Here is a 17984-nt window from a genome sequence, read left to right on the forward strand (position 1 = left end):
GCTGGACCAACATCGCCGCCGCCACTGATCACTACCGCAGCCATCCCGCGGACGGACTCCAGCTACTCGGTCTCAACACATGAGAACGCTCCGGCCCTGTCACCGCAACACGGGGAAATGGCGCCAGGAGCCGCGCGGCTGAACCGTGTCCGTCGGCGCTTACCGGCGGGCACCGTTGCCCACGGCCAGGGAAAAGGCAGGGCGTACGCGCCGGCGCGTCCATCGCCGGCCGCATCACCGCCCGGGTGCGACGGTCCAGCCGTGAGCGTTGATCTCGTGAGCGGGCAATCAAGCCTTCGACCCCCTCGCCGTAGAGAGCCGCGCACCGCTGCCGGAAAAGTCCGCTTTCAACGGCGGTTCAACATCGAGGTTCAACACCGACTTTGCTCCCTCGGCGGAACCGGTGGTCCGACCGCTGCCAGGGCGGCGACGGCGACCGACGGGTTCTTCATCTGGTGATGTCCGGCACGGGTCACCCCGCGCGCGAGGACTTCGTGCGCGGCTCTGCCGCGGCAGGGGGCGCCGAGCGACCCGCAGGGACTGGCGGCGCCTATGGTCAGAACGCCACCGTATAGCGTTCGTGGTTGGTCAGCGTGCTGACCGCCGCCGTGGGCAGCGCCACCACGCCCGGGCAGTTCACGACCTGCCGGACGAGGTGCTCGGCATCGCTCACCGCCGCCAAGCCGCCGGGCAGCGCATCGATGACCGCCGCAAGGACCTGCGCGCGGCTCCAGATGCTCGGATCGGTGTCGGTATCGGTGTCCAGTGGAGCAGCGAAGACCTGCGCGGCGAGCTGATCGGCCGGTGGCACCGGCGGCGGCGTGCGGGAGCCGGTCAGGCAGGCGGCGACCAGCGCGCGCGGGTCCACGCCGAGGTCGCGGCTCTGCTGCCGCCAGGCCTGGCGCAGCCGGTGCGGCGCCGCGGACGCGGTCAGCTCCTCCACGGTGTGCAGCCGCGCGGCGACCCGCGCGCCGGTGTCCGCCGTGGCGGGATCATGGCCGTGCTCGTTCAGGTAGGCCGCCACCCGATTGCGGCGTTTGGAAAAACGATCACGCAGGTGCGCGGGGATCCGGCTGATCTCCCACGCCCCGGTCACCGGGGCCACCTCCCAGGTGATGCCGCAGCGCTCGATGAGCAACCTGCGCAGGCGGGCTTTGACCACTCGGTCGGCGGCCAGGGCATGCCGGTAGACGTCCCTGCCTCCCGATCCCGGGGCTGACCAACGCCCGTCTTGGCCGCGTACCATGTTGGCGATCACGACCCGGGCATGCAGGTGCGGATCAGGGACCTGCCCGTCGACGGCGTGGGCCGTCTGGCCGAAACGCACCCAGCCCAGCAGGCCGGTGCCGGGCATGCGGCGAGCGCGGTGGCCCTCCCCGTTTTTGCCGCGCAGCCCGTACCCGGCCCAGCCGCTCAACGCCTCGACCGCGTCGTGGACGGCGACCGTGAAGGCCTCAAGAATCTGCTCGGCCAGCGGCGCATCCGCCAGCCAGTAGAGCACGGAGATGCTTTTCGGCAGGTCGAACAGCAGCTCATAGCCGCGGTTGCCGATGCGGACCCGGCGGGTGCGCTCCCGCAGGGCGCAAGCGATCTGCTGGGCGTCATACAGCCGCTCCAGGCCGGTGCCGGCCGCCGCGGCCAGTCGGCGAGCCTCGTCGACGGGCAGCCGGAGGCCGGGACCACGGCGTTCCAGGGCTCGCTGCAGCCGCAGCGCGCGCTGCGCCGCCCACTGGTTGCCGATGAGGCTGTCGGGCACGGTGAGACCCTGGCGTTCGGCGCGCTCGATCAAGACCTGCAGGAGGGGCGCGGCCGGAAGCATCGCATCGGGGTGGGTGCGCATCGCCGGGGCGACCAGCTGCCGGTCGGTACGCGGGTCGCGGCCGCTCATCAGGTCCCGGGCCATGCCGTGCTGGTCCCAGGTCACGGGGGCACCTGCGGTGAGGCCGACCTCGGCCAGGCCGGAGCCGATCCACCACAGGGCGGCACCGCCCAGCGGCACGACGGGAACCGCGGACGCTGCGAGCTCGGCGGGTGCGGCGGGATCGTCCGGGAACTCCCCGGTGCGCAGGCGCTGGTCGATCGCGCTCATCGCCGGTCCCAGGACCGTCACCCACCCCACGACGGTTCCCCGCTGCCGGTGAGCACGGTGGTGCGGGCGGGCGTCGGCCGTACACCCGGTTGACGAGAGTGCGGCGGGCCCGGCCGTTCGCTGCGCGGGCGCACCATGACCGGCGGGGCCGATTCGACCGGCGGCCGCGCGGCCTGCAGTAGCGCCTGCCAATCCCGGCGCTGGGCGTGGATGGCGGCCAGCTGCTCGGCGCGGTGGCGATGGGCGCCCAGCCGCACCGCCGCCTCATCCAGCGAGCAGGTGCTCCGCTTCCAGCCCGCGGGACCTCGGACGGCCAGTTCCGCGGCCGCCAGGGTGCGCAGCGCCTTGGTCGTGGTGCTGCGCGACAGCAGCGCTTGCCGCGCCAGCCGGCTGGAGCCGACGTCGGTGGTCGACAGCGTCTCGTACAGCAGCGCGGCGGATGCGCCGAGGTAGCTCACCGCGGGATGAACGGTTTCGACATGCGTGGAGCGCCACGCCCACGCGCCGAGGTGGTGCTTGTAGGCCTGCGGTGTCCGCAGGCGGTAGCGGTCGCCGTACTTGCCGCGCCCGACGACCGTGCGCACGAGGAGCGGGTCGTCCTCCTGGCGCAGCAGGGCCAGATTCAGGGCGACGGTGGAGGGATGCAGGCCGGTCATCAGCGACAGCGACCGGACGCCGAACGCCGGCGCCATGGTGGTGCCCAGGCGCGCGGCCACGGCGATGGCCCGCAGCAGCACCCGCACACCTGCCGATCCCTTGCCCCAGGCAGCGCGGCGCTCGGGGTCGGACTCGGCGGTCCACACCACGGTGAGCCACCGGGAGGCGCCGCGGCGCGGAGCGGGGTCGGCCTCCTCACGAGGGGGCGGTCCGGGCAAGGCCAGCGGTGGGGCGCAGGCCTGCAATGGGAACGGCGGCAGGGACGCTGCTCGTCGGGGCGCGGGATGAAGGTCCGGGCGCGAGGACGAACTCGCCGCCGTGGGAGGTGCCGACGCCAGGGGCATTGCCATATGTCACCTCAAAGGTCAGGGGCCGGGAGGTGTGCGGAACGTGGTGCGGGGCGGAGGCGGGTGGGCCCGCGCCGTGAGCGTCCCGCCGGGTTCCAACAGCAAGGGGACACCACCTCCAGCGCGATTACTATGCCATATGACACATGTCAGGAAAATAGTAAATATTGGAATGAAGGGGACCCGCATTCCTTCGTCCCCGGCAACGAGGGGATTCGGCCGGTCGGCAGCACGTCCACCCTGCCTGCGCCGCCCTGTCGAGCCGCACCGGCCCCTTCTCGCCGGTGCGACGAATGACCGGCGGCAGATTCCGTACCTTTTCACCAGCATGGCGACCACACCCGGCCCCGCCGACGAGGCCCGCCGCAGGACCTGACAGAACCAGTCAAGGCGACGGTGTCAGGAGTGAAGAATGCCCCGCAGCTTTCAACTCCGCTTTCAGTCGCCCGCTCCGTCCACGTGACGCCTGGCAGACACCTGGCGCGCGGCAGAAGTCAAGGGAGTCGCGATGAGCTGCAGGAATACTCCCGACGTGAGGCTTCTGCATCACCGCCCCACCCTTCATATAACGAACAGATCACGCTATGGAATCGGGGATGTCACGCCCATTCCGCGCACCTCGATCTTGACTCTACATTGACAAGCCTTGTCAATGTGATGGCTGTCCACCACCGAACACCACCACCCCGCGCCACCAGACCCCACCCACGGAGCCACCCCATGCCCACCTCCACCGCCCCCGCCCCCGGTATCGCCGGACAGGTCGCGGTCGTCACCGGCGCCGCCCAGGGCATCGGCGCCGCCGTCTGCACCGCCCTGGCCACCGCAGGCGCAAAAATCGCCGCCCTCGACATCGACGCCCGCCTGCAGCAGCTCGCCGACAGCCTGCCCGGCACCCACCCCTACCATCTCGACGTCCGCGACGGCCCGGCCGTCACCGCCACGATCGACGCCATCGAACGGGAGATCGGCCCCATCGGCATCCTGGTCAACGTCGCCGGCGTCCTGCACACCGGCCCCGTCGCCACCATCACCGATGAAGACTGGCACCAGACCTTCGCCGTCAACACCGACGGCGTCCTGCACACCTGCCGCGCCACCGCCCCCCACATGATCACCCGCCGCACCGGAGCGATCGTCACCGTCGCCTCCAACGCCGCCTCGGTACCGCGGATCGGCATGGCCGCCTACGCCGCCTCCAAGGCCGCCAGCGCCGCCTTCACCCGCTGCCTCGGCCTGGAGCTGGCCCCCTACGGCATCCGCTGCAACACCGTCTCCCCCGGCTCCACCGACACCGCCATGCTGCGCGCGCTCGCCGCAGACCGCGATCCCCAGGACGCACGCAACGCCGTCGTCAACGGCGACCCCGCCGCCTTCCGAATCGGCATCCCGCTGGGCCGCATCGCCACCCCCGGCGACATCGCCGACACCGTCCTCTTCCTCGCCTCCGACCAGGCCCGGCACATCACCCTGCAGGAGCTGTTCGTCGACGGCGGCGCCTCCCTGCGCCCCTGACCCGACCCCACCTCACCAGGCACCCCCGCGCTCCGACTCCCGACCCCTTCTCGCCCACCCGCCGCCCCGTCTTCTGGAGCATCCCCATGTCCCCCTCCACCCTGTCCACCCGGCGCCGCTCCACCCCGCCGACCGCCGCACCCGCAGCAGCGCCCACCCTGACCGGCTACCGCCCCGGCACTTCGGTGCTGTTCACCGCGCCCGGCCAGACCCTGCTCACCCAGGGCCGCCGCGACCTCATCACCGCCCCCTTGCCCGACCTACCCGACCACGTCGCCACCGCCCTGGCCGACGCCCCCGCCGGATCGCTCGCGACCGGCGCCATCACCTTCGACGGCGCCACCTCCCACCTCATCGTCCCCGAGCACGTGACCTGGTCCGGCCCCCTGCCCTCGGTCCGGACCCGCCGCTCACCCGCCGCCTGGACCATCACCCCGATGCCCGCCGCCGAGCACTACCTCACCAGCGTCCAGCGCGCCCTGGACCTCATCACCGGCGGCTCCCTCGACAAGGTCGTGCTCGCCCGCGCCCTGGACCTCGTCGCCGACCAGCCCATCGACGTCCGCGACCTGCTCGCGCGCCTGACCGGCCGCGGCCGCCACGTCTTCGCCGTCCCCCTGCCCGACCAGCGCACCCTTCTGGGCGCCAGCCCTGAACTGCTGATCTCACGCCACGGCCGCCAGATCACCACCATGCCCCTGGCCGGCTCAGCCGCCCGCTCGACCGACCCGCTCACCGACCGCCAGCGCGCCCAGCAGCTGCAGCGCTCACTCAAGGACCGCCACGAGCACCGCCTGGTCATCGACGCCATCGCCGACGCCCTCCAGCCGTACTGCACCCACCTGCACGTCCCCTACGAGCCGACGCTACTGCCCACCCCCACCATGTGGCACCTGGCCACCACCATCACCGGCCGCCTGCGCGACGAGGTCCCCAGCCTCACTCTCGCCGCCGCCCTGCACCCCACCCCCGCCATCTGCGGCACCCCCACCACCACCGCCCGCACCGCCCTCACCGACCTCGAACCCCTCGACCGCGGCTTCTACGGCGGACTGGTCGGCTGGACCGACGCAACCGGCGACGGCGAATGGGCCCTGACCATCCGCTGCGCCGAAACCCACGGGCACACGCTGCGGCTGTGGGCCGGAGCCGGCATCGTCACCGGCTCCGACCCCGAACACGAGCTCGCCGAGACCTCCGCCAAGTTCCGCACCCTGCTGCAGGGCCTCGGCGTGACCGCCTTCGTCTGACCCGCCGCTTCACCTTCCGGCGCCCGCCCGGCAGTCCACCCACCCGAGTCGACCGGCGCCACCGCACCCGACCGACCGCACCCAGGAGTCCCCCGTGGCCATCCCCGCCATCACGCCCTACCCCATGCCCACCCACGCCCCGGCCTCCTCCCTGCCCTGGCAGCTGGACCCCCGCCGCGCCGCCCTGCTCATCCACGACATGCAGACCTACTTCCTGACCCCCTACCAGGGCCGCTCCCCCGCCCCGGACCTGCTCGCCAACGTCCTGCGGCTCCGCGAGCACTGCACCGACCTGCACATCCCGGTCATCTACTCCGCCCAGCCCGCCAACCAGACCCGCACCCAGCGCGGCCTGCTGCAGGATCTGTGGGGGCCCGGCATCCGCACCGCCGCCGAGGCCGACATCACCGGCGCGCTGGCACCTCGCGACGGCGACATCGTGATCACCAAGTGGCGCTACAGCGCCTTCCAGCGCACGCCCCTGGCCGAACTCCTGATCGAACGCGGTTGCGACCAGCTGATCGTCTGCGGCGTCTACGGCCACATCGGCATCGCGGCCACCGCGACCGAGGCGTTCATGCGCGACGTGCAGCCGTTCCTGGCCGCCGACGCAATCGCCGACTTCACCGCCGCCGACCACGAACAGACTCTGCGACATGCCGCCGCCCGCTGCGCCGCCACCCTGACCACCGGCGACATCGTGCACGCGCTGACCGCGGCCGAGCTGCTGCTGTAGGGGCACCGATGCCGATGTTGATCTTTCTATGGGGAGTGGTTCTAATTCAGGTCACGCCCTTTACGATGTAGATTCACTATCGAGAGGGTGATCGCTTCTGGACGTCCACCCCGGAAGGCCCGCCGCAGGAAACCCCGCACACCCCTCCCACCGGCTGGGCCGTTCGCCCGGCCGGTGACAACGAACGCGGACCCGGACCCGCGGACACCGGCTCCCCTGCGATCCTCGGCTCGAGATGACCACCACTCCCCCACCCCGGCTCCCGCAGACGCCGTTCGCCTCCGAACTTCATGATCACGAAAATAGGATGAGGCGATGAGCGCCGACACCGTCTCTGACGCGTCCTTGCTGCGCACCACCATGGTCGAGCGGCTGCAGCAGCAGCGGGCGATCCTGCGTCAGGAGGTCGCCGCGGCCTTCGCCGCCGTACCCCGGCACCTGTTCGCCCCTGAGGCGACCCTGGAAGAGGCCTACGATCCCGAGCAGGTCATCTGCACGAAGTGGAACCCGCAGGGCAGAGCGATCAGCTCGGTATCGGCCGCGCAGATCCAGGCGCGCATGATCGAGCAGGCCGGGATCCGGCCGGGCATGCGGGTCCTGGAGATCGGTTCCGGAGGCTACAACGCCGCGGTGCTGGCCGAGATCGTCGGCCCGGCCGGCCAGGTGACCACCCTCGACATCGACCCCGAGGTGAGCGACCGGGCCCGCCGCCTGCTGGACGAGGCCGGATACCCGCACGTCACCGTGGTGCGAGGTGACGGCGAGCTGGGCTGCGCCGAGCACGCTCCCTTCGACGCGATCATGGTGACGGTGGAGGCCGCTGACGTCCCGCCGGCGTGGGTGGAGCAGCTCGTCGACGGCGGGACACTCACGGTGCCGTTGCGGATCCGCGGCCTGACCCGTTCCCTGGGGTTCACGCGGACGGGTGATCGTCTGGTGAGCACATCGAAGGAGCTGTGCGGCTTCGTCCCGATGCAGGGGGCCGGGCAGCGGCTCCAGCAGCCGGTGGTGCTGCGCGGCGGCGAGGTCACCTTGCGGTTCGACGAGGAGCCCTGCCCGGTCGGCGCCGAGGTGCTCGAGGCCGCGTTCGCCGCCGGCCAGGCGCAGGCATGGACGGGTGTCACGGCCAGGCGTGTCGACACGCTCCAGGTCTGGCTGTCGACCACCGTGGGCGGCGCCTGCCTTCTCGGGGTGGACAAGGAACGCGACAGCGGCCTGCTGAGCCCGGCCACCTCCGTCATGACCAACGCGGCCGTCGACGGCAGCGGCTTCGTCTATCTGGCCACGCGCAAGGTGGATGCGGACACGGTCGAGCTCGGCGCGCACGCGTTCGGGCCGGATGCCTGCGCGCTCGCCGACCGGTTCGCCGCTCGGGTACGGCAGTGGGACCGCGTGCACCGCGACGGGCCGGGCCCGCGGTACACGATCACCTGGGCGGGTGCCGATGCCGCGGGAGAGGCCGGTGGGCCGGTGGTCGCGAAAAAGCATGTGCGGATATCCCTGGATTGGCCATAGCCCGCGGCGCGAGTGCCTGGCGGACCGGGTGCCGCGCCCGCAGGAGCGGCCCCGCCCGCCCGGCACCCGGTCCGGGCCTGTCGCACTCGGCGATCAGGCCCGCATCCCGCTCACTGCTGAGCGGCAGGTGGTCCGCTCAGCCGGCCTGGGCCGGGCGCAGGATGACCGGCAGGGTGCGGGGACCGTTGGCGATGAAGGAGTCCAGCGGTTGCAGGTCCTCGGGACGGATGGCCAGGGTGAGGTCGGGGAAGCGGTCGAACAGTGCTTCCAGGCCGGTGCCGGCCTCCAGTTGGGCCAGGGACGCGCCCAGGCAGTAGTGCACGCCGTAGCCGAACGCCAGGTGTTCGGCGCGGGTGGCGCGGGTGAGGTCGAAGACCTCGGCGGTCTCGCCGTGCTGGGCCGTATCCCGGCCGGCGGCGGCGTACCCGGCGAGGATCGGTTCTCCCTTGCCGATCGTGATGCCGTGCTCCGGCAGGACGATGTCCTCGACCGCGTACCGCAGGGGCAGGCTGGCCACGGGTGCCTGCCAGCGCAGGGTTTCCTCGATCGCGTCCGTCCAGGAGGCGCGGCCGGTGCGGACGGCCTCCAGCTGGTCGGGGTGGGTGAGCAGGGCGAGGAGGGTGTTGGCGATGAGGTTGACGGTGGTCTCGTGCCCGGCGGCGATCATGAGGAACAGGGTGTCGACGAGTTCGGCCTCGCTGAGCCGCGAATCGCCGTCCTCATCGCGGGCGGCGATCAGGTCGCTGGTCATGTCGTCGCCGGGCTTGTCCCGTTTGGCGGCGATCAGGCCGGTCAGCAGGGTGTAGGCGTCGCGCTGGGTGGCGAGGATCTCCTCGGGGTCGGCGCTGGTGTGAAAGACGCTGTCGACGACGCGGCGGATGTCGTCACGGGAGGATTCGGGCAGGCCGAACAGCTCGGCGATCACCTGCATGGGCAGCTGGTAGGCGAAGGACTCTCGCAGGTCCACGGTCTGGCCGGGCGGGACGGCGGCCAGAGTGTCGAGCAGGCCGGTGGTGATCTGCTCGACGCGGGGGCGCAGCGCTTGGATGCGGCGTGGGGTGAACGCCGGGGAGATCAGGCGGCGCAGCCGTCGGTGCTCGGGGCCGTAGGCGGTGAACATGTTGGTGACGGCGACCCAGGTGTACAGGGGCCAGTCCTGCGGGATCTCACCGGCGGCGAAGGCGGGCCAGTGCCGGCGCGGGTCCTTGGAGACGCGGGGGTCGGCCAGCAGGGTGCGCAGCAGCTTGGAGTCGGTTACCGCCCATGCCTGGATGCCGCCCGGAAGTTCCACCAGCGTCGCCGGGCCGGCGGCGCGGAGGCGGGCGGCCTCGCCGTGGATGTCGGCGCCGGTGGCGTCGATGCGGTAGGGGCAGGCGGGGGCGGTGTCCATGCGGGCTCTCCAATGACAGGCGGGCGGGTGGGGGTGAAGTGCACGGGCAGGGCGGTCAGGGCGCGGTGGAACGGGCCCTGGCGCCATTGCAGGTCGGCGGCGGCCACGGCCGATCGCACGTCGGGCAGGCGGTCCAGGAGCCGTTCGATGGCGACGGTGGCGATCAGACGGGAGGGGTCTTTGGCGGGGCAGGCGTGCGGGCCTGCGGAGAACGCCAGGTGGGCGCGGTTGCCGACCCGGCTGGTGGTGGCGTTCAGTTTCGGGTCGGTGTTGGCGGCGGCCAGGCTGACGACGACCGGGTCACCGGCGCGCAGGGTCACCCCGCGCAGAGCGACGTCGTGCCGGGGGTAGTGGACGGCGTAGTTGGCCATGGGCGGGTCCAGCCACAGCACCTCTTCCAGGGCCGCGTCGACGGGGGTGGTGCCGCCGGACAGGTTGCCGGCGAAGCGGTCATCGGCCAGCAGCAGCCACAGGGCGTTGCCGATGAGGTTTTGCACCGGTTCGGTGCCGGCCGCGATCAGCAACGTGCACTGGTGGATCATCTCCTCGTCGCTCAGCCGGGCCGGGTGGGCCATCAGCCAGGACGTCACGTCCGGGCCCGGCTGGGCGCGTTTGGCGCCGATCAGGTCGACCATGTACTGGGTGAACAGCGCGTCGCCTTCGATGGCGCCGTCGCCGCCCTCGAACATCTTGGCCAACGCGGCCAGCAACCGGGTGCCGGCGTCGTCGGCCTGGCCGAACAGGGCGTTGATGGTGAGCACCGGTAGCACCGCGGCGTAGTCGCCCAACAGGTCGGCCTGGCCTCGGGGGGCGAAGGCGTCGATGAGCCGGTCGGCGGTGCGGGTGACGGAGCCGTGCAGGACGTGCGGGTCGACGCGGGCCAGGCTGTCGGTGATCGCCTGGCGGTAGCGGCCGTGGGCCGGTTGATCGGAGAACAAGGCGTTGGGCCGGTAGCCCATCATCGGGATGACGGAGCTGTCGGCGGGAACCTCACCGCAGGCCAGGGCGCGCCAGTTGCGGGGGTCCTTGGAGTACAAGTGGGGACTGCGCAAGACCTCCAGCGCGGCGTAGTAGTCGAGCACCAGCCAGGCGTACACGCCGGGGGCGAGTTCGACCGGGGCGACGGGCCCGCGGAATCGGCGCAGCCGGTCGTAGACGTCGTGGGGGTCGGCGGCGAATTCCGGTCCGTACAGCGGCGTGATCGGTGGGTGGCCGACGTCGCGGGCGGTCGGGGGGTCGCTGCCGGTCGGCGGGGCGGCGGGGTGCGGGATGCGGTGGCGGGCGGAGGTCATACGGGCTCCTTGGTGGCACGGGTCAGCAGGTACTGCACGAGGGTGATCAGCGCCTGGGCCGCGGAGGCGCGGTGCCGGGCGTCGCAGACGACCAGAGGGGTCTCCTCCAGCAGGTCCAAGGCACCGCGCAGAGCCGCCAGGTCGACGGCGGGGGCGTCGTCGAACTGGTTGACGGCCACGGCGTAGGGCAGGCCGTGCTCTTCGACCATGTCCATCACGGGGAAGGAGGCCTCCAGGCGGCGCGGGTCGGCCAGGACCAGCGCGCCGAGCGCTCCATAGGCCAGGTCGCGCCACAGGGGGTGGAAGCGTTGCTGTCCGGGGGCGCCGAACAGGTACAGCACCAGGCTGCGGTTGAGGCTCAGCCGGCCGAAGTCCATCGCCACGGTGGTGGTGTTCTTGCTGCTCGCTGCGGCCAGGTCGTCGACGGCGGCGCCGGCCTGCGTCATGATCTCTTCGGTGCGCAGCGGTTCGATCTCCGATATGGCGCCCACCAGGGTGGTCTTGCCGACGCCGAAGTTGCCCGCGATGAGGATCTTCACCGAGCGTTCCACTCCGGCGCCGAGATAAGCCGTCTCGCGGCGCTCAGACGACCAGGGCGCGAAGCCCATCTAATACCTCCTGCAGCAGTTGGATGTCGGGGCCCTGGGCGGTGGACGCGGGCGGGCGGGTGGCCACGAGCCCGGCGTCGACCAGGTCCCCGAGCAGGACCTTGGTGATGCTGACGGGCAACGCCAGGTGAGCGGCGATCTCGGCCACCGACAGGGCGCCGCCGCGGCACAGGGCCAGCATCCGGCGCTTTTCCGGACCGATGGCCGGGTCGCCTCTGCTGGCGGGGGCATCGGCGACGGTCACCACCAGCGTCACCAGGTCGAAGGGGATACGGGGGTGCGCGCGGCCGCCGGTCACCACATACGGCCGCACCAGGTCGCTGTCGCGGCGGGCCCCGGTCATGGGCGGGCGGTGCCGTTGCGGGGCGGACTGGTCATCTCCCGGCCCAGCCGGTCGACGAGCTGGTGCAGGCGGTGACTGATCATCGGCAGGTCCACGTCGCTTGTGCAGGAGACCGCCAGGTAGGAGCCCGTCCCGGCCGCCGTGGTGAGCAGGTAGCCGGTGTCGAACTCGACCAGGGTCTGCCGCCAGGGGGCGTGCGGGCTGTCGGCGCAGAATTCCGCGGTGCTGCGGCTGAGGGACTGCAGGCCCGCCAGGGCCGCGGCGAACTTGTCGGCCGCGTCCCGGGTGATGCCGGCCGAGTGGACGTCCACCAGGCCGTCGGCGGTCAGCACGATCGCGTGCCGGACGCCGGGCAGGTTCACGAGATCGTTGAGCATCCAGGCAGGGGTGGTCATGATGGCGGGTTTCCTTCTCGATCAGGCGAGGGGGTGGTGCGGGCGGCGCGTGGGGCCTGCTGGAAGGCGGCCGCGACCGCGGCGGCCTGTTCCGGGCTGCGCGGCGGCGCATCTGCCGCGGCGGGTTGGGGCTGCTGCAGCGCCGGATCGGCGGCCCGGCGGCGCCGCTGAGGGTAGAGCCCCGCAGGCGGTGCCTGAGCGGGGGCGGGGACCGATGGTGGAGGCAGGGTGGGGGCGTCCTGGGCACTCGGGTGGGCCAGCAGCGCGGTGGGCAGCAAGATGACGGCGCGCACGCCCCCGTAGGGCGATTGGGAGTCCACCGTGACCTGGAAGCCGTAGCGGCGGGCGAGTGCCCCGATGACGGGAAACCCGATCTTCGGAGGATCACCGAGCCGGGTGACGTCCACCGGCTGGGCTCCGGACAGGATCTCGGTGGCCTTCTGCTTGTCCTGCTCGTGCATGCCGATGCCACCGTCGTCGATCACGATGGCCGCGCCGTTGTGCACCCACTTGATGCTCACCTCGACGGCGGTGGTGGGCGGCGAGTGGCGGGTGGCGTTGTCCAGCAGCTCGGCCACGGCCAGCACCACCGGTTCGACCACTCGGCCGACCACCAGCTGGTCGGTTTGCGCAGCGGTCTGCACCCGCAGGAAGTCACGGACGCGTGAGATGGCGCCTCGCACGACGTCCTCCAGCGCGACATCGCCGCGCTGCTGCCCCGGCCAGGCGCCGCACAGCACCGCGACCGCCTGAGCCCGCCGGCTGATCTGGGCGTTCATGTGATCGATCCCCAGCAGCGCGTCCAGGATGCCCGGATGGTCGTAGCGGGTTTGCATGTCGGAGATGGCGCGCCGCTGCTCGCTGGTCAGGCCCTGCAGTCCTCGCATCGTGGCCTGCAGGGTGGCGCGGGCCGCCTGGTCGGCGCGGGCCAGCGCGGCGCGGACGTGGTGGTCCAGCTGTCCCATCGCCGCCTGCATGCTGTGGCCGTATCCGGTGGTGGCCAGGTGTGCGTGCAGCGGTCCGGGCACCGGTACCGAAGGCTGGAACAGGGACTCGGCCAGCGCGGGAAGCCGGACCTCCACCAGGTGGCGGGCTTCCTCATCACGGGCACGCAGTTCACCGACCAGAGCGGCGTGCTGGCGGTGTAAGGCGGCGGCCATGCGCCACTGGCGCACCGCGACCGCCACGGCGGCTACTAGGCACAGCGCGAGGAGCACCTCGAGCAGGGGATGCGGCATGGCAGGTCCTCAGGGGGTCGGGGGCGGCAGGCGCGTCATGAATGTTCCGGCAAGGGCAATCCCCGCTGCTCCGGGTTGCGCGGGCCGGTCGGCACCATGGGAGATGACGACCGGCCCGCACGCGCACACCCTGAGAGCCGATCCTGTCGGGGGTGTGCGGGTAAAGGGAGCGCGGTGGCCTGCGCCGCGCTGATCGATGGGCTCAGTTCGCCGCCGTGCAGCAGGCGAGCTGAAGGGGTCTTCTCGGGATGGCTCGGGGCCGCCACGACTCTGGCCTTCCCTGACCTGGGGAAACGGAAGCAGATCTCGATCAGGTGATCCCCCGCCGTCCGATACGCGGGGAATCGGCCGGGAGTCGTGGGCGTCAGATCGCATCCGAGGGAGATTTCCGGCACATTCCGGTCAAACACGCGTTTACTGCTATCTGGACACGGGACGGGGGTTTACTTTTCGAATGCGCGGTCGCCATTGAAGGCCTCTATTGCGTCAGGGAGAGAAGTCAAAGACATAGAAGGGATGCCTCTCAGGGCCTGCAGCACGAACACACGGCGGCCAATGTGACTGACTGCATCCAATGGAACACGCCAGGACACTGGGGTGCACTAGCGGGGAGAAGTCATCGTCACCGGCACCCGGCTGCGCCCAGGGAGGCTCCGCCGCTCCGGCATCTTCTCCTGCCGTGCCCATCGGGCCTGCAGGCGCACGCTTCGACGTGCTGCAAGATGATTCATGCGAGCTTCTCCCATACTTGCGCGCAGGTGATCATGCTGTCCAGGTAGCGATTATGGACCATAAGCAAACCCATATGAAAGACGAATGCACAACAAATATCAGAAAGATCGCGACATATCTTCTCGACATGTGGTCCGGTGAGCTTCTGTCAACCGGTCACGTACTGCGGCAACCGCTCTAATCGCCGGCGCAGGATCGACTTCGCCCGGATGGGCGCATCTAGTCAATAGCCTAGTCAACCCGACATGTGATGCCGCGTACGGGCAGGTGACCGAAGGCGGTGTCCACAGGCCGCAGGTCACGCGGCGACGGTGACGGCAGCGGTGGAGGGCCCTGCTCGCTGAGGGCACCGAGACAGGCACGACAGGCGCGTTCCAGACCGGCAACGAACGGTGGGGACCAGTCGCCGATCAGGACGGCGGCCGCGCGAACACCGCAGGCGGTGCTGACCTGACCTCGGCCGGGCGCGGCGGGGACGGCGGCGGCGTGCCGTACGCCGTCGCCGGTCAGGGCGGTGCCGTACTTAGGCGCGGGCGCGGGGGCAGGATCAACCATGGTGATGGCCAGGTCGGCTCTGTGGAAGACGAGCCGGTGCACCAGGCCGACGCCCGCGATGCGGACCTCTTCGTCCATCAGCACAAGGACGTGGGAGCCGTTGCGACCAAGCGCCATGATCACTCCGGTGCAGCCGATGAGCTGGTCATGGGCGCAGATGTCGCTGTGGCTGAGCAACAGCTGCTGGACTCTGACACGATCGCCAGGACGGGGCTCGGTGCGGGGCGTGATTGCCGCGGGTGCGACGAGCTCCAGGTCGAGAGCGTGGAGGGTCCACTTGGTGCGACGGCCGGCGGCGGTGGGTAGGCCGGTCACGTCGATGGTGATCTCGACGTGGCCGCCGGTGGCCAGCAGCGCGCTCACCCGACCGATGCGCCCGATAAGCCAGGTGGCGTGACGGCTGTCCACGTGGCTGCGATCCAGGCCGCGGATGCGGACGGTGTCTCCGACGGCCAGAGCCCGGCCCGACAACGGGGAGAACGGGGCGCTCACCGGAATGCTCCTGCGGTCATGGCCGCTCCCCGAGGAAGCCGACGCCACCGAGCAGGATGCCACCAGAAGGCGGGAATGCGCGCGGGGCCGGGCCCCAGCCGGCGACCGGGATCAGGCCGTAGCGGTCGAGCCGGAAGTCGGTGAAGAACGCCTCGATGTCGGCGCGGTCGCGCAGATGGAGCGGAGTGGGGGTCGTGTCGTAGGCCTGGACCAGCGCCTCGGCGGGGGCGGGCGGCAGGTCGCTGGTGCAGATGTGGGAGAGGGCCAAGCCGCTTCCCGCGGCGAGCATCCGGCCCAGCGTCCTGGTGATCTCATACGCGGTGTCGTCAGGGACGAAGTCCAGCACGTGGGCGGCGAGGATCCCGGTCCGGCGCCGCAGGTCCAGCACGCCGTCGAAGGCCAGGCGCTCCAGGACGTTCCCGATGTCGGCGACGTCGGCTCTGATGATGTGCACGCCGGGGCCCTGCAGGTGCGCGCGGGCGTGCAGGGCGACGACCTCGTCGATGTCCACGTAGACGACGCGCGCACCCGGGTTGGCCTGGCGGACGACCTCGTGGACGTGTGGAGCGTCGGGGAACCCGCAGCCGAGCTCGATGATCTGATCGATCCCGCCGGCGGTGAAATGGCGGGCGGCTTGGCGCAGGAAGGCGCGGTTGGCGCGCATCTCCTCGCCGATGCGGGGGATCGCACGCCCGAGGCGAAGCGCCGCTTCCTTGTCCAGCAGCGCGTTGTCCTTGCCGCCGAGCAGGACGTCGTAGATGCGCGCGCCGTTGGGGGCTCCGAAGTGCAAAGCGCCCGGGTGCGCGGGAGAGGATGAGCGCATGCGGTGACGGTAGGAGAGTGCTGACCTGCGGATCAAGGAGTTTGAGCGGCTTTGCATGCCGCCGCTCGCCAGCGGCGGCCCGGCGATCTCTTCGCGCAAAGTCGCGCAAACTCCTTGAGGTGGTGGCGCACACCGCGCAAACTCGGCCGGGTAGTCATCCGCTCCCCCGATCGGAGAAGCTCATGGCGCTGCGTTTCCTCGGCAAGGACACCGTCGACGGCGGCTCCCCCACGCTGTTCGATGACGGTGACCGCTACGTCCTGCAAGGGTGGAGGGTCACCGACCCCGCCGTGCTCGCTCGGCTCGACCTGCCAGTCGGCAGCACGCTGGTGGAGGTGCCCAAGGAGCTGATGGCGTTCCTGCCGCCTGGCACCCCTATCCCGGCTGGCGGTCCGATGGTGATGGAGCGCACCGCGTCCTACGTCTTTTGCGGGCCGCCGATCACCGATCCGGCGGTGCTCGCTCAGCTGGACCTGCCCGGCCACGAGACGGTGATCGAGATCCCGAAGGCCGCGATGCCCGCGCTGGAGGACGCGTGAGCTGGAGGCCCGGGGCGCCGACATTCGACGAGTGGGCGCAGCTGCTGGGCTCGTGCGAGCGCTCGGCGGTCCACCTGGAGATGCGCGACGGCTACGCCGTGGCGGCGGAGAACCCGATGCTGGCCGCGTGGCGGGCCGGGCACCGCTATGACCTGAGCGATGAGGGCTCCTGGTGGCGGCCGTGGCTGAGCCTGATCCGGGACACCACCCGCCGCGGCGTCGCGGTGCGGCGGGCCCGGATCGTCTCCGAGCCGGTGAGTGAGTACATCCGCTTCGAGTACGACATCTCCACCACCAACATCATCGCCGGTGAGCAGGGCCGGTGGTTGCCCCGGCGTCGCGCCTCGGCCATCGCGCTGCCCGGTAACGATTTTTGGCTGCTGGATGGGCGGCGGGTGCAGTTCAACCACTTCACCGGCGACGGCGACTGGGCCGGAGTCGAGGAGTGCGACGATCCCGCCGTGGTGCAATTGTGCACGGCGGCGTTCGAGGCGGTGTGGGCGGCCGGAATCGACCACGACGCCTACACGCCCGCCTGACCCCCGCCCGTCCGCCTCGCCCAGTAAGAGTTCTCCGGTGTCCTCGCCCTCCCCCGCCGTCAGCCAGGCCAAGCAGGACCTCGGCGCCCGCCTGCGCGTCATCCGTGAGGCCGCGGGCCTGACCGGGCGAGACCTCGCAGCCCGGGCGGGCTGGCATTCGTCGAAGGTCTCCCGGATCGAGCACGGCCGCCAGCTGCCGTCCGAGGCCGACATCACCGCCTGGTGCTTCCACTGCGGCGCGCGCGAGCAGGCTGCCGACCTGGTGGCGTCGCTGCGCACCATCGACGAGATGTACGTGGAGTGGCGGCGCCTGCAGCGCACCGGCCTGCAACGCCTGCAAAAGGCCGCAATCCCACTGTATGAGCGCACCAGCTACCTGCGTATCTACGAGCCGTCGCTGATCCCGGGCCTGTTTCAGACCCGCGAGTACGCGCTGGCGCTGATGCAGGCGGTGGTGGCCTTCCGCGGCATCCCCGACGACAGCGCCCAAGCGGTGGAGGCGCGGCTGCACCGGCAGACGATCTTCCATGCCGGTGGGCGCCGCTGCGCGGTCATCGTGGAGGAGGCGGCGCTGCGCAACCGGATCGGCGGGGTGGAGACGATGGCCGGCCAGCTCGGCCACCTGCTGACCGCGGCCTCGCGCTCCAACGTCAGCCTCGGCGTCATCCCGATCCGGGACCGCGTCATGTGGCCGACCAACGGATTTTGGATCTTCGACGAGGAGCGGGTCCTGGTCGAGACGCTCTCGGCGGAGCTGACGATCACCCCGCCGCAGGAGATCGCCCTGTACGCCAAGGCCTTCGCCGAGCTGGCGCAGCTGGCGGTGTACGGGGCGGCGGCCCGGGCGTTGATCACGGCGGCCATCGCCGCGCTGGACACCTGATGCGTCGCTCCGGCCGGCCCGGCGCATGTTGATCCGGCGCTCACCA

Annotated in this window: 17 protein-coding genes; 7 read left to right on the top strand and 10 right to left on the bottom strand. The window is 71.2% G+C overall.

Translation table 11 applies throughout. The features are described 5' to 3' along the window. Window positions 1-556 precede the first annotated feature (556 nt). Window positions 557-2089 carry a MobF family relaxase gene (gene mobF / locus HS048_RS33955; protein WP_196469952.1) on the bottom strand — a complete coding sequence of 511 codons (1533 nt, stop codon included), beginning with the start codon at window positions 2087-2089 and terminating at the stop codon, window positions 557-559. Window positions 2090-2106: 17 nt separating this feature from the next. Beyond that, a complete protein-coding gene (locus tag HS048_RS33960) occupies window positions 2107-2964 on the bottom strand; it encodes a hypothetical protein (RefSeq protein ID WP_196469953.1) in 858 nt (285 codons plus the stop codon). A gap of 849 nt (window positions 2965-3813) precedes the next feature. On the opposite strand from HS048_RS33960, the gene dhbA reads away from it, so the two are divergent. The 4 genes from dhbA to fxlM all read left to right on the top strand — a co-directional run bounded on the left by dhbA (window position 3814) and on the right by fxlM (window position 8109). Then, window positions 3814-4608, top strand: coding sequence for a 2,3-dihydro-2,3-dihydroxybenzoate dehydrogenase (dhbA, locus tag HS048_RS33965; RefSeq protein ID WP_196469954.1), 795 nt, complete (start codon window positions 3814-3816; stop codon window positions 4606-4608). An 86-nt stretch (window positions 4609-4694) separates the two neighbouring features. Next, on the top strand, window positions 4695-5858 hold the full coding sequence (locus tag HS048_RS33970; protein WP_196469955.1) for an isochorismate synthase: 1164 nt from the start codon (window positions 4695-4697) through the stop codon (window positions 5856-5858). 94 nt (window positions 5859-5952) lie between these two features. Then, complete coding sequence (locus HS048_RS33975; protein ID WP_196469956.1) at window positions 5953-6594, top strand: isochorismatase family protein; 642 nt, start codon at window positions 5953-5955, stop codon at window positions 6592-6594. Window positions 6595-6909: 315 nt separating this feature from the next. Further along, window positions 6910-8109, top strand: coding sequence for a methyltransferase, FxLD system (fxlM, locus tag HS048_RS33980; protein WP_196469957.1), 1200 nt, complete (start codon window positions 6910-6912; stop codon window positions 8107-8109). Between the two features lie 136 nt (window positions 8110-8245). Here the strand turns inward: fxlM and HS048_RS33985 are convergent, their stop codons facing one another. From HS048_RS33985 to HS048_RS34015, 8 genes are all read right to left on the bottom strand, one after another. After that, window positions 8246-9400 (bottom strand): cytochrome P450, encoded by a 1155-nt coding sequence (locus HS048_RS33985; RefSeq protein WP_307832758.1) that lies wholly within the window; start codon window positions 9398-9400, stop codon window positions 8246-8248. Continuing rightward, complete coding sequence (locus HS048_RS37820) at window positions 9364-10791, bottom strand: cytochrome P450 (protein WP_230882568.1); 1428 nt, start codon at window positions 10789-10791, stop codon at window positions 9364-9366. The genes HS048_RS33985 and HS048_RS37820 overlap by 37 nt, the downstream gene beginning before the upstream one ends. Further along, on the bottom strand, window positions 10788-11399 hold the full coding sequence (locus tag HS048_RS33990) for an ATP/GTP-binding protein (RefSeq protein WP_196469959.1): 612 nt from the start codon (window positions 11397-11399) through the stop codon (window positions 10788-10790). The genes HS048_RS37820 and HS048_RS33990 overlap by 4 nt, the downstream gene beginning before the upstream one ends. After that, complete coding sequence (locus HS048_RS33995) at window positions 11374-11742, bottom strand: DUF742 domain-containing protein (RefSeq protein WP_196469960.1); 369 nt, start codon at window positions 11740-11742, stop codon at window positions 11374-11376. Before HS048_RS33995 ends, HS048_RS33990 begins: the two co-directional genes overlap by 26 nt. Further along, window positions 11739-12137 (bottom strand): roadblock/LC7 domain-containing protein, encoded by a 399-nt coding sequence (locus HS048_RS34000; protein ID WP_196469961.1) that lies wholly within the window; start codon window positions 12135-12137, stop codon window positions 11739-11741. The genes HS048_RS33995 and HS048_RS34000 overlap by 4 nt, the downstream gene beginning before the upstream one ends. Then, complete coding sequence (locus HS048_RS34005; RefSeq protein ID WP_196469962.1) at window positions 12134-13375, bottom strand: ATP-binding protein; 1242 nt, start codon at window positions 13373-13375, stop codon at window positions 12134-12136. Before HS048_RS34005 ends, HS048_RS34000 begins: the two co-directional genes overlap by 4 nt. Before the next feature lie 963 nt (window positions 13376-14338). After that, window positions 14339-15154, bottom strand: coding sequence for a hypothetical protein (locus HS048_RS34010; protein WP_196469963.1), 816 nt, complete (start codon window positions 15152-15154; stop codon window positions 14339-14341). 16 nt (window positions 15155-15170) lie between these two features. After that, complete coding sequence (locus HS048_RS34015; RefSeq protein ID WP_196469964.1) at window positions 15171-15977, bottom strand: SAM-dependent methyltransferase; 807 nt, start codon at window positions 15975-15977, stop codon at window positions 15171-15173. 182 nt (window positions 15978-16159) lie between these two features. On the opposite strand from HS048_RS34015, the gene HS048_RS34020 reads away from it, so the two are divergent. The 3 genes from HS048_RS34020 to HS048_RS34030 are packed head-to-tail and all read left to right on the top strand — an operon-like array spanning window position 16160 to window position 17938. After that, window positions 16160-16516 (top strand): hypothetical protein, encoded by a 357-nt coding sequence (locus tag HS048_RS34020; protein WP_196469965.1) that lies wholly within the window; start codon window positions 16160-16162, stop codon window positions 16514-16516. Beyond that, window positions 16513-17055, top strand: a complete 543-nt coding sequence (locus HS048_RS34025) for a DUF6879 family protein (protein ID WP_307832744.1) — start codon at window positions 16513-16515, stop codon at window positions 17053-17055. Before HS048_RS34020 ends, HS048_RS34025 begins: the two co-directional genes overlap by 4 nt. A 37-nt stretch (window positions 17056-17092) precedes the next feature. Continuing rightward, a complete protein-coding gene (locus tag HS048_RS34030; protein ID WP_196469966.1) occupies window positions 17093-17938 on the top strand; it encodes a helix-turn-helix transcriptional regulator in 846 nt (281 codons plus the stop codon). Window positions 17939-17984 lie beyond the last annotated feature (46 nt).

The organism is Planomonospora sp. ID91781 (assembly GCF_015711595.1).
GTDB lineage: Bacteria > Actinomycetota > Actinomycetes > Streptosporangiales > Streptosporangiaceae > Planomonospora > Planomonospora parontospora.